Below are 11,978 nucleotides of genomic sequence, written 5' to 3'. Positions count from 1 at the left end.
GGTCCATTCGCATGGGGCTATCGGGGACCAATGAGTGGGCGGCCGCCTGGGAGCTGTTGCTCCCGGCCGTCGCCGCGCCGCCACGCAGGCGCGGGCGCACGCTGCAGGCGGCGCTGCGGGACGCGGTGCGTTCGGGGCGGCTGGCGGCCGGGACGCGGCTGCCGGCGAGCCGGGAACTGGCCGCCGATCTGGGGGTGTCGCGGGGGCTGGTGACGGACGCGTACGAGCAGCTGACCGCGGAGGGGTATCTGCGGGCGGGACGCGGGGCCGGGACGTGGGTCGCCTCGGTCGGCGGGGCGCTCCCGGCGGCCGGGATCCCGGACGGGGAGCGGGAGCTGCCGGACGTCGACTTCAAGCCCGGGACGCCGGATCTGTCGCTGTTCCCCCGGGCCGCGTGGACGGCCGCGCAGCGGCGGGCGCTGGCGGGGATGGCGCACCGGGAGCTGGGGTATCCGGATCCGCGCGGGCTGCCGGCGCTGCGCCGGGTGGTGGCCGGGCTGCTGCTGCGGCGGCGCGGGGTGGTCGCCGACGCCGGGCGGGTGATCGTCTGCTCGGGGGTGGCGCAGGCGATGACGCTGCTGGGGCTGGCGCTGCACGGGGACGGGCACCGGCTGGCGGCGGTGGAGGACCCGGGGAGTCCGCCGCACGCGGCGCAGTTCGAGGCGGTGGGCATCCGGGCGGTGGGGGTGCCGCTGGACGGCGAGGGCATCCGGGTCGACGCGCTGGAGGCGTCGGGGGCCGGGTCGGTGGTGGTGACGCCGGCGCACCAGTTCCCGTCGGGCATCGCGTACTCGGCGGCGCGGCGCGGGGAACTGCTGGCGTGGGCGCGCGGGGGTGAGCGGCTGATCGTGGAGGACGACTACGACGGCGAGTTCCGCTACGACCGCGCGCCCGTCGGGGCGTTGCAGGGGCTCGACCCCGAACGGGTCGCGTACAGCGGGTCGGTGAGCAAGTCCCTCGCCCCGGGGCTGCGGCTGGGCTGGCTGGTCGTACCGGACCGGCTGGTGGCGGAGGTGACGCGGCGCAAGCTGCACCTGGACCTCGGCAACTCGGTGCTCGATCAGGCGGCGTTCGCCGATCTGGTGGAGCGCGGGGACTACGACCGGCATCTGCGGCGCTGCCAGCGCGCCTACCGGGATCGGCGGGACGCCCTGGTCGCGGCGCTCGCGGAGTCGCTGCCGGGGGCGGCGGTGACGGGCATCGCGGCGGGGCTGCACGTGATCGTGGCGCTGCCGGCGGGGTACGGGCCGCGCGCGGAGCCGCTGGTGGCCGCGGCGGCGGAGGCGGGGGTGCGGGTGATGCCGCTGTCGGCGTACGGGCGGGACGGCGCGGCGGACGGGCGGGTGCGGCTCGTGCTGGGGTACGCGCACCTCGCGCCGGGTGAGATCGCCCGCGGGGTGCGGCTGCTGCGGGGCGCTTGGGAGGCGTCGGCCACCTCCGGCTGACCGGGATTTGGCCCGCCGTTCGCGCCGGGGCCATACCGCCGGTAGTCCTGGGGGGTCAGTGGCTTCCGAGGAGGGCATGTGAACCCGATGGGCCAGGACGGGCGCGGCGGCTGAGTGTGCTGCGTGGGGGTGCGGCCGCCGTGGGGGCTTCGGGGCGCCGGTGGCCTCGAACGTACCGCCGTCCGGGGGCGGGCAGTTCTTCGGTCAGGCCGACATCGACGCGTCCAGCGGGGTGATGACGGTACGGCTGCGGGAGACCGACGGCGGGGTGCTCTTCACCCAGGAGCTCCAGCCGGGGCGGGTGGGGCAGTAGTCAGGATGTAACGGACAGAAGAGGCCTTTACCCATCGGTCACAGTTCGTTCGTGATCACGCAACACCTCTGGTGGACGCTGGGGCCATGAAGCATTCCTCCGCGTTCCCGAGAAATCACGCCTGGCGCCGCGACATCGTCGAACTCGCGGCCCTGTTCACGGCGGTAGCCGTCGCGGACACGCTCGCCAAGACGGTGGCGGGCGTGCCCGACGGCCCGGCGCTGCTGGTGTGCTCGGCGGCGGCGCTGCTGGTGACGGTCGGCCTGCACATGTGGTGGGCCCGCCGGCACACGCACGCGCCGCCACCCGTGGCCGCCGCGCCGGCCGTGACGCCGGCCGGTGAGACCGCGCTGTGGCGGATGCGCACCACCGTGCGGGACCGGCCGGGTTCGCTGGCCGCCGTGTGCGGCGCGCTGGCCCGGGAGGGGGTCGACATCCTGACGCTGCAGACGCATCCCCTGGCGGACGGCACGGTCGACGAGTTCCTGCTGCGCACGCCCGCCGGCCTCGCCCCGTCCCTGCTGCGTACGGCCGCCGCCGGCGCCGGGGGCCAGGACACGTATCTGGAGCGGGCGGACGCGCACGATCTGGTGGACGTCCCGACCCATGTGCTGGGCCTGGCCACCCGCACCGCCACCGACGCCGCCGAGCTGCCGCTGGCCCTGCGGCAGCTGCTCGGGCGCTGCACCATCCGCTCGCTGCCGGCGGTGTCCCCCGGCGGCCGGCCACTGGTCAGCGACATGCCCGCCGAGGGCGACATGGAGGGCGCCGTGATGCGGCTGCCCGATCCCTCCGGAGGCCAGATCATCGTCGAACGGCCGTTCCCGGCGTTCACCCCGACGGAGTTCGCCCGGGCCCGGGCGCTGGTGGAGCTGGACGCCCGGCTGGGCTCCCGGGTGCCGCACGGCCGGGCGGTGACCACGCTGCCGGAGGGCAACGCGGTGACCGTACGCCGGGCGGGGCCGCACGACGTACCGGCCGCGCGGCAGCTGCACGAGCGGTGCTCGCGCGACACCCTCGAGCGGCGCTACCACGGGCCGGTCGCGGACGCCGACCGCTATCTGGAGCACCTCCTCAGCCCCCGCTTCGGCCGCACCCTCGCCGTCGAGAGCGCCTCCGGGCGCCTCGTGGCCCTCGGGCATCTGCTCGGCGACGGGGACGAGGCGGAGCTGGCGCTGCTGGTCGAGGACGACTGGCAGCGGCGCGGGGTCGGCGGGGAGCTGATGCGGCGGCTGATCGGAATGGCGCGGGAGGCCGGGTATCCGAGCGTGTACGCCGTCACCCGGTCCTCCAACAACGCGATGATCGGCCTGATGCGGGGGCTGGGGCTCCCCCTCGACTACCAGGTCGAGGAGGGCACCCTGGTGCTCACCGCCCGGCTGGAGCGGGAGCCCGCCGTTCCCCGTCGGGCGGTGTCGTAGCCGACCCGGCGAGCGCGGCGTCGAGGTCCGCCCACAGGTCGTCGACGTCCTCCAGGCCCACGGACATCCGCAGCAGCTTGTCGCCGATGCCGCCGGAAAACCGGTCGACGGGGTCGACGATGCGGTGGCTGATCGACCCCGGGTGCTGGATGAGGGTGTCCACGCTGCCCAGGCTCACCGCCGGGGTGATCAGCCGGACGCCGGCTGTCACCTCGTGCGGGTCGCCGTGCACCTCGAACGCGACCATGGCGCCGCCGATCTTCGGGTAGTGGACCTTCGCCACCCGCGGGTCGGCGGCCAGCCGCGTCGCCAGCTCGGCGGCGGTCGCGGACTGCGCCCTGACCCGTACGGGCAGCGTGGCCAGACCGCGCAGCAGCAGATAGCCGGCCAGCGGGTGCAGCACGCCGCCGGTGGCGAAGCGGATCTGACGCAGCTTGCGGGCGAACTCCTCGTCGCAGGCCACCACGCCGCCCATCACGTCGCCGTGCCCGCCGAGGTACTTGGTGGCGCTGTGCAGCACCAGGCGCGCGCCCTCGGCCGCCGGGCGCTGGAGCACCGGGGTGGCGAAGGTGTTGTCGGCCAGCAGCGGCACCTCGCCGCAGGAGTGGGCGACGGCGCGCAGGTTCAGCTCGGCCAGCGTGGGGTTGGCGGGGGTCTCCACCATCACCAGGCCGGTGTCGGGGCGGATCGCGTCGGCGACGCCCGCCGGGTCCGTCCAGGTGACCTCGGTGCCGAGCAGTCCGGTGTCGAGCAGATGGTCGCTGCAGCCGTACAGCGGGCGGACGGCGACGACGTGCCGCAGGCCCATGGAGACCCGTACGAGCAGCACGGCGCTGAGCGCCGCCATCCCGCTGGCGAAGGCGACGGCGGACTCGGTGCCCTCGAGCCGGGCGAGGCCCTGCTCGAAGCGGGCGACCGTCGGGTTGTCCAGGCGGGCGTACACCGGCGGGCCCTGGAGCCGGGCGCCGGTCGCGGCGAACTCGTCGATCCGGGCGGCCTCGGCCCGGCTGTCGTACGAGGGGTAGGTCGTCGAGAGGTCGAGCGGGGCGGCGTGCAGACCGAGGGCGGCGAGGTCTTCGCGGCCGGCGTGCACGGCCTCGGTGGCGAGGGAACGCGATGGGATCTCCATGCCGTCATGCTGAACAGTCACCGGATTCGGGCGGTGGATCCCCGTGCTAAGTTCGGCAGATGTCCGATTCCGTGTCCCTCGATCCGGTGGACCTGGAGATTCTGCGGGTGCTGCAGAACGACGCCCGGACCACCAACCGCGATCTCGCGGCCGCCGTGGGCATCGCCCCGTCCACCTGTCTGGACCGGGTGGCCCGGCTGCGGCGCGCCGGGGTGATCCTCGGCCACCGGCTGCAGCTGGACCCGGCGAAGCTCGGGCGGGGGCTGGAGGCGCTGCTCATGGTCCAGGTGCGGCCGCACCGGCGGGAGCTGATCGGGCCGTTCGTGGACCGGGTGCGGGGGCTGCCGGAGTCCCGGGCGCTGTTCCATCTGACCGGGCCGGACGACTATCTCGTCCATGTGGCGGTGACCGGACCCGCCGATCTGCAGCGGCTGGTGCTGGACGAGTTCACCTCGCGCAAGGAAGTGGCCCGGGTGGAAACCCGGCTCATCTTCCAGCAGTGGGAGTGCGGCCCGCTGCTGCCGGGGGATCCCACCTGATCGTCCCGGGACCACGGATATGGGATGACGTGAGCACGCTACGTATACGAGGATGGCCCGTATGTCCGACACCACGCACCCCCAGCTCCCGCGGCAGGTCGCCGACGCCTACGTCGACGACCTGATCGCCCTCGACCCGATCACCGGCACCTACCTCGGCGTCGCCGCCAGTTCGGCGCTGCTGCCCGACTTCTCCCCGGCCGGGCAGGAGGCCCGCGCCGGCCTCGCCCGCGCCACCCTGGCGAAACTGGACGGGGCGGAGAAACTCCCCGAGGCGGCCGGCAGCGCGGCCGAACGGCGCTGCGCCCGGCTGCTGCGGGAGCGGCTGACCGCGGAACTCGCCATGCACGAGGCCGACGAGGGGCTGCGCGAGGTCAGCAACATCCACTCCCCCGCGCACAGCATCCGTGAGGTGTTCACGCTGACGCCGGCGGAGACGGAGGAGGACTGGGCGGCGATCGCCCGGCGGCTGCGGGCGGTGCCCGAGGCGCTGGAGGGCTACCGGCAGTCGCTGAAGCTGGGCCTGGACAAGGAGCTGTACGGGGGGCCGCGTCCGACGCGGACGTTCGTCGGACAGCTCACCGAGTGGGCCGAGGGACGCGGCTGGTTCGCGGAGTTCGCCGCGGCGGGGCCGGACGCGCTGCGCGCCGAGCTCGACTCGGCCGCCGAGGCGGCCCGCCGGGGGGTCGTGGTCCTGCGGGACTGGATGCGCGACGTCTACGCCCCGGCGGTCGCGGGCAGCCCGGACCCCGTGGGGCGCGAGCGCTACGGGCGCTGGGTGCGGTACTTCAACGGCACCGACCTGGACCTGGACGAGGCGTACGCGTACGGCTGGTCGGAGTACCACCGGCTGCTGGCCGAGATGCGCGCCGAGGCACAGAAGGTGCTCCCCGGCGCCGCGACGCCGTGGGAGGCGATCGCGCACCTCGACGTGCACGGCGAGCACATCGAGGGCGTCGAGGAGGTGCGGGTGTGGCTGCAGTCCCTGATGGACGAGGCGGTCGACGCGCTGGACGGCACGCACTTCGAGCTCGCGGAGCGGGTACGGCGGGTGGAGTCGCGGATCGCGCCGGCGGGCGGGGCGGCCGCGCCGTACTACACGGGGCCGTCCGAGGACTTCTCCCGGCCGGGGCAGACGTGGCTGCCCACGATGGGTGAGACCCGGTTCCCGGTCTACGACCTGGTGTCGACCTGGTACCACGAGGGGGTGCCGGGGCACCATCTGCAGATCGCGCAGTGGGCGCATGTGGCGGACCAGCTGTCGCGCTACCAGGCGACCGTCGGCGGGGTGAGCGCCAACGCCGAGGGGTGGGCGCTGTACGCGGAGCGGCTGATGGACGAGCTGGGGTTCCTGACGGACGCGGAGCGGCGGCTCGGGTATCTCGACGGGCAGATGATGCGCTCCACGCGGGTGATCGTGGACATCGGCATGCATCTGGGGCTGGAGATCCCGGCGGACTCCCCCTTCCACCCGGGCGAGCGCTGGACGCCGGATCTGGCGCAGGAGTTCTTCGGGATGCACAGCGGGCGGCCCGCGGACTTCGTGGAGAGCGAGCTGACGCGGTATCTGTCGATGCCGGGCCAGGCCATCGGCTACAAGCTGGGCGAACGCGCCTGGCTCGCGGGCCGCGAGGCGGCGCGGACGCGGCACGGGGCGTCGTTCGACGCGAAGAAGTGGCACATGGAGGCGCTGTCGCAGGGCCCGCTGGGCCTGGACGACCTGGTGGAGGAACTGTCGGCGATCTGATCCTCTTGCGACGGGGCTCCGGGACGCCGTCCCGGGGCCCCGGTCACTAGGATCGGCGCACATGACGACGATGACCCCGGCAGAGACCGTACAGAGCCTGTTCCCGCTGCTCGCCCAGGGCAAGTCGGCCGAAGCCGCGGCCCTGTTCGCCGACTCGGTGTCGTTCTCCATCCCCCACCCGCCCGGCATCCCCTGGGTCCCGGAGGTCGATTCGGCGGCCGGCATGCGCACGTTCTTCGACCTCCTGGGCACGCACGTACGAACCAAGGAGCTCGACGTCCGTCAGGTGATCTCCCAGGGCGACGACGTGGTGTTCATCGGCCACATGGTCTCGGAGGTCCTGAGGACGGGCCGGTCCATCGACACGGCGTTCGTCCTGCACACCACGGTCGAGGACGGCCGGATCACGCGCTACCACCTCTACGAGGACACCTACGCCGTGGCGCGGGCATACTTCGACTGACCGGTCACCACTCCCCCGTCGTGCGCAGGCGGACCGTCGAGCCCGACTTCGTCTTGTGGACCTGGAGTTGGGTGGGGATACGGCGGCGGAGGTCCGGGACGTGGCTGACTATGCCTACCGTGCGGTCGCGTTCGCGGAGGGAGTCGAGGACGTCCAGGACCTCGTCCAGGGTCTGTTCGTCGAGGCTGCCGAAGCCCTCGTCGATGAACAGGGTGTCGAGGCGGACGCCTCCGGCCTCCTCCGTGACCACGTCCGCGAGGCCCAGGGCCAGGGCCAGGGAGGCGAAGAAGCTCTCGCCGCCGGAGAGGGACGACGCCTCGCGTTCGCTGCCGGTCCAGGCGTCGACCACGTGCAGGCCGAGGCCCGAGCGGCCGCGGCCGCCCCGGCCGTCGGAGTGGACCAGGGTGAAGCGGCCGGCCGACATCCGGCGCAGGCGGAGTGAGGCGGTGGCGGCGACCTGTTCGAGGCGGGCCGCCAGGACGTAGGACTCCAGGCGCATCTTGCGTTCGTTCTCCGCCGACGTTCCGGCCGCCAGGGACGCCAGGCGGGCGACGCGCTCGTACTCCGCCCGCAGCGGCGCGATCCGGCGGATCTCCGCCGTCGCCCGCTCGCCGAGCCGGTCGAGCGCCGTGCGGCGCTCCTCGGCCCGCGTCCGGTCCGCGGCGCGCTCACGCATCCGGCGGGTGGCGCGGTCGTACGCGGTGTGGGCGGCGTCGATGTCGGCGGGGGGACGGACGGCGGCCTCGCGGATACGGGGGTCCGCGAGGGTCGCGGCGTCCGCGGCGTCCTCGCGCTGCCAGGCGTCGAGGCGGTGCTGGAGCTCGCGCTGGGCGGCGCGGTCGAGCACCGCGTCGGCGGCGGCCGTCGGCGTGTCGAACCCGGCGCGGAAGGCGGCGTCGGCGAGCCGCGCGTCGGCCTCCTTGAGCCGGAGCGCCGAGACCTCCGCCTGGCGGGCGCGGGCGGCGGCCTCCTCCAGGAGCTCGGACTGCCGCGTGAGCTCGCTCGCCCGGGCGGCAACCGTGGGAGCGGGTCCGCGGGCGGCGGCGATCTGCTCGTCCAGCGCCGCGCGCTCGTCGAGGAGGGCCTCGCGGCGTGTGGTGCGGGCGACCACCCGCTGTTCGGCCTCGTGCCGCTGGGCGAGGCGGCGGTCGTACTCGCCCTCGGCCTGGTCGAGGTCCTCGCGGGCGGCCAGCGCGCCCGCCGCCTGCGCACGGGCCTCCGCCAGCTGCCCGGTGAGCGCGGCGGCGCCGTCGGCGAGCTCCCGGACGTCGGCGGCCCCCGCCTCTTCCCGGGCCGCCGCCAGGACGTCCCGCACCGACCGCAGCCCCTGCTCGGCGCGCTCACGGGCGGCGTCGGCCTCCCGGTACTCCGCCAGCGCCTGCTCCTCCGTCCGCCGGTCGACGTGCCCGGCCTCGGTGCGGGCCGGCTCGGGGTGCTCGTGCGAACCGCACACCGGGCAGGCCTCGTCCGGCCGCAGCCCGGCGGCGAGCTCGGCGGCGATGCCGAGCAGGCGGCGCTCCTTGAGGTCGAGCCAGTGCTCACGCGTGCCGGCCGACCGCTCCCGGGCCCGGACCACCTCACGCTCGGCGTCCTCGGCCCGGACGGCGAGCTCGTCGCGGCGACGGGCCGCCTCCAGTGTCCGGGTGGCGTGCTCGAGCCGGGGGCCGGTCTGCTCGGCCCGCATCGCGGCGCCCTGGGCCGCTTCGATGCGCCGCTGGAGCCGGGACCGGGTCTCCTCCCACCCCTTGAGCCAGTCGGCGGTCTCGGCGAGGAGGTCCTCGTCGGCGCCGGCCTCCCGTTCAAGGGCGCCGAGCTCCGAGGACAGCGCCGTGCTGCGGCCCTCCGCGGCCCGGGCGGCGTTCAGCGTGCCGAGCTCCTCGCGTACCTGGCCCGACCGGGCGGCCAGCCGCTCGGCGTTCTCCCCCGCGATCCCCTCCGGCAGCCGCCCCCGCGCCCGCCGCTCGGCCTCCGCCGCCGTCCGCTCCTCGGCGTCGGCGGCGTCCCGCAGCTCCAGCGCCGGCAGCACGGCGTCCGCCGCGCGCCCCCGCTCCAGCCGCCGCGCCGTCCGCTCCCGCTCGGGGCTCCGCTCCCGCGCCGCCTGCGTACGCGCCAGCGCGGCGGCGTGCTCACGCTGGAGCCGCGCCAGCTCCCGGGCCCCGGACAGCGCCTCGTCCGCCCGTACGTGCCCGGCGTCCGCGGCGAGCGCGGCCAGCTCCGCGGTGTCGCACAGCTCGCGCGCGGTGGACCGGGCGAGCGCCGCGTACTCCAGCACCGCCCCCGTCAGCCCCGGCTCCCCCGCCGTCAGCCCCGGGAGCTCCACCCCGGGCAGCGGGCCGGCGGCCTCGGACATCCGGTGGGCCAGCGACACGAGCCACTCGTCGCCCGTCCCGACGGCCTCCCCCGCCTCCCGGCGGAACCGGGCGAGCCGCTCCTCGACCTCCGCGAACCGCCGCGTGTCGAAGAGCCGCCCCAGCAACTTGGCCCGGGCCTCGGCGTCCGCGCGCAGGAACCTTGCGAAATCCCCCTGCGGCAGCAGCACGACCTGGCAGAACTGCTCCCGGGTCATCCCCAGCAGCTGCCCGATCTCCTCACCGATCTCCTGGTGCGACCGGCTCAGCCCCTTCGTCCCCCCGTCCGCGGTGCTCTCGGACAGCAGGCTGACGGCCTTGTCCTCCGTCGTCCCGGTGCCGCGCTTCTTCGGCCGGAGCTGTGCGGGCCGCCGCGTCACCCGCAGCCGCCGTCCGGCGACGGTGAAGTCCAGCTCGACCTCCGTCGGCGTGCCGACGGCGGCGTGGTCGCTGCGCAGGCCGCCGCCCTGGCGGGCGCCCGGGACGGCGCCGTACAGCGCGTAGCAGACGGCGTCCAGGACGGAGGTCTTCCCGGCGCCGGTGGGCCCGTGCAGCAGGAAGATCCCGGCGCCGGAGAGGGCGTCGAAGTCGATCTCCTCGCGGCCGGCGAAGGGGCCGAACGCGGACACGGTCAGGCGGTGCAGTCTCACCGGGCCGCCTCCCGTACGGCGAGGTCGGCGCGGACCTCGTCGAAGGCGCGGCCGAGCAGCGCGCGCTCGGCGTCGGTGGCGGTGGTCCCGGGGCGGACGTGGCCGACGAAGTCCTCGGCGATCTCCCGGTCGGTGCGTCCGCTGAGGCGCTCGGCGTACGACACGAGGGGATCCTCGGGGGTGCGGTCGGGCTCGAAGACGAGGCTCACGAGATGCGGGAAGCGGGCGGACAGCTTCGCCATCGGCTCGTACGGGCGGGCCGGGTCGGTGAGCACGGCCTCGATCCACGACTCCGTGTGCTCCTCGTACGCCGGCTCGGCCAGCAGCTCCTCCAGCCGCCCCCGCAGCCGCGCCAGCGGACGCGGCACGGGACAGTACAGACGCTCGCAGCCCACGGCCCCGTCGGCCGCCAGATCCACGAGCCACATCGACTTGCGGTGCACCGCCTCGGAGAAGGAGTACGCGAGGGGCGAGCCGGAGTAACGCACCCGCTCGGTGATCGTCTGGCACCCGTGCAGATGCCCGAGCGCCGCGTAGTGCACCCCGTCGAACACCGACGCCGGAACGGACGCCACCCCGCCGACGGAGATGTCCCGCTCGCTGTCGGACCCCTCGCCGCCCGTGACGAAGGCGTGCGCCAGCACGACCGCCCGGGTCCCCGGCGCCCGCCCGGCCAGATCCGCCCGCACCCGGTCCATCGCGGCGGCCAGCACCTCCGCGTGCCCGGCCCGCTCCACCCCGAACTCCCCGCGCACCAGGGCGGGTTCGAGATACGGCAGCCCGTACAGAGCGACCTCCCCGTGCCCGTCGGCCAGCACCACCGGCTCGGCGCACGACGCCGGATCGGTCCGCAGATGGATCCCCGCCCGCCCCATCAGCCCCGCGCCGACGCCCAGCCGCCGCGCCGAGTCATGGTTCCCGGAGATCATCACCGTCGGCACCCCCAGCTCCGCGAGCCGGTGCAGCGCCTCGTCGTACAGCTCCACGGCCGCCAGCGGCGGCACCGCCCGGTCGTACACGTCACCGGCGACGAGGACGGCGTCCACGGCGTGCTCGCGCACGGCGCCGACGAGATGGCCGACGAAGTCACGCTGGGCGTCGAGCATGCTCACCCGGTGGAAGGACCGTCCCAGGTGCCAGTCGGACGTGTGCAGGAATCGCATGAGGCAGGACTGTATCGGCGGGGTCTGACATCGCGGGTGCGAAGCCCCCGGACGGGGTCCGTGTTCGAACGCCGCTCACACCGTTCCGTACGTCTCCCCACCCAGGGTGAACTCCGCCGTCCCGGCGGTGGCGTCGGCCAGCCAGCCGCGGAACTGTTCGATTTCGCCTTCGGGAAGGGCGATGCCGATGACGACGCGCGCCCCGTAGTCCACGTCCCGGACGTCGCGGCCGGTGGCCCGCAGGTCGTTCTCGACCTTCCCGGCGCGCTGGTGGTCGACGGTGACGGTGGCGAGGCGGAAGCGGCGGCGGGTCACGGTGCCCGCGGCGTCGAGGGCGGCGCCGACCGCGCCGCCGTAGGCGCGGATGAGGCCGCCGGCGCCCAGTTTCGTGCCGCCGAAGTAGCGGGTGACGACAGCCACGACGTAGCGCAGCTCGCGACGCATGAGCATCTGGAGCATGGGCAGCCCGGCCGTGCCGCCGGGCTCGCCGTCGTCGCCGGCCTTCTGGACCTCGGCGCCGGCGCCGACGACGTAGGCGAAGCAGTTGTGGGTGGCGGTGGGGTGTTCCGTACGGATCTTCGCCAGGAAGTCCTGCGCGTCCGCCTCCGTCGCGGCCGGGGCCAGCGCGCAGATGAAGCGCGACCGGTTCACCTCGGTCTCGTGGACGCTCTCACCGGCGACTGTCTCGTACTGCTCCCGCATGCCGCCACCCTACGCGGCGGCCGCTTCCCCTCCGCACGGCGGCGGTGGGGAAGCGGCC

General features: G+C 75.0%; 10 protein-coding genes. 6 read left to right on the top strand and 4 right to left on the bottom strand.

Annotated elements, in window-relative coordinates; translation table 11 throughout:
• Positions 1-11 precede the first annotated feature (11 nt).
• From pdxR to SRB5_RS03840, 3 genes are all read left to right on the top strand, one after another.
• On the top strand, positions 12-1,445 hold the full coding sequence (gene pdxR, locus SRB5_RS03850) for a MocR-like pyridoxine biosynthesis transcription factor PdxR (protein WP_153450013.1): 1,434 nt from the start codon (positions 12-14) through the stop codon (positions 1,443-1,445).
• Between the two features lie 160 nt (positions 1,446-1,605).
• Entirely contained in the window at positions 1,606-1,758 is a 153-nt protein-coding gene (locus SRB5_RS03845) for a hypothetical protein (RefSeq protein WP_153450012.1), read from the top strand.
• A gap of 86 nt (positions 1,759-1,844) precedes the next feature.
• Entirely contained in the window at positions 1,845-3,179 is a 1,335-nt protein-coding gene (locus SRB5_RS03840) for a GNAT family N-acetyltransferase (protein WP_153450011.1), read from the top strand.
• On the opposite strand, the gene SRB5_RS03835 is transcribed toward SRB5_RS03840, so the two are convergent.
• Positions 3,127-4,308 (bottom strand): trans-sulfuration enzyme family protein, encoded by a 1,182-nt coding sequence (locus tag SRB5_RS03835; protein WP_153450010.1) that lies wholly within the window; start codon positions 4,306-4,308, stop codon positions 3,127-3,129. The two genes, SRB5_RS03840 and SRB5_RS03835, sit on opposite strands and share 53 nt — an antisense overlap.
• 59 nt (positions 4,309-4,367) lie before the next feature.
• Between SRB5_RS03835 and SRB5_RS03830 the strand changes: the two genes are divergently transcribed.
• The 3 genes from SRB5_RS03830 to SRB5_RS03820 all read left to right on the top strand — a co-directional run bounded on the left by SRB5_RS03830 (position 4,368) and on the right by SRB5_RS03820 (position 7,057).
• Positions 4,368-4,847, top strand: coding sequence for an Lrp/AsnC family transcriptional regulator (locus tag SRB5_RS03830; RefSeq protein ID WP_153450009.1), 480 nt, complete (start codon positions 4,368-4,370; stop codon positions 4,845-4,847).
• A 61-nt stretch (positions 4,848-4,908) separates the two neighbouring features.
• On the top strand, positions 4,909-6,594 hold the full coding sequence (locus tag SRB5_RS03825; protein ID WP_153450008.1) for a DUF885 domain-containing protein: 1,686 nt from the start codon (positions 4,909-4,911) through the stop codon (positions 6,592-6,594).
• A 61-nt stretch (positions 6,595-6,655) separates the two neighbouring features.
• Positions 6,656-7,057 carry a nuclear transport factor 2 family protein gene (locus SRB5_RS03820; protein ID WP_153450007.1) on the top strand — a complete coding sequence of 134 codons (402 nt, stop codon included), beginning with the start codon at positions 6,656-6,658 and terminating at the stop codon, positions 7,055-7,057.
• 4 nt (positions 7,058-7,061) lie between these two features.
• Here the strand turns inward: SRB5_RS03820 and SRB5_RS03815 are convergent, their stop codons facing one another.
• The 3 genes from SRB5_RS03815 to SRB5_RS03805 form a co-directional block, all read right to left on the bottom strand.
• Positions 7,062-10,055 (bottom strand): SMC family ATPase, encoded by a 2,994-nt coding sequence (locus SRB5_RS03815; RefSeq protein ID WP_323376981.1) that lies wholly within the window; start codon positions 10,053-10,055, stop codon positions 7,062-7,064.
• Positions 10,052-11,218, bottom strand: coding sequence for an exonuclease SbcCD subunit D (locus SRB5_RS03810; RefSeq protein WP_153450006.1), 1,167 nt, complete (start codon positions 11,216-11,218; stop codon positions 10,052-10,054). Before SRB5_RS03810 ends, SRB5_RS03815 begins: the two co-directional genes overlap by 4 nt.
• A 75-nt stretch (positions 11,219-11,293) precedes the next feature.
• A complete protein-coding gene (locus tag SRB5_RS03805) occupies positions 11,294-11,920 on the bottom strand; it encodes a YigZ family protein (protein WP_153450005.1) in 627 nt (208 codons plus the stop codon).
• Between the last annotated feature and the right edge of the window lie 58 nt (positions 11,921-11,978).

This window comes from Streptomyces smaragdinus (assembly GCF_009604385.1).
Lineage (GTDB): Bacteria > Actinomycetota > Actinomycetes > Streptomycetales > Streptomycetaceae > Streptomyces > Streptomyces smaragdinus.
Note: the sequence above shows the minus strand (reverse complement) of the source record. Positions and strands in the feature narration are given on the sequence as shown.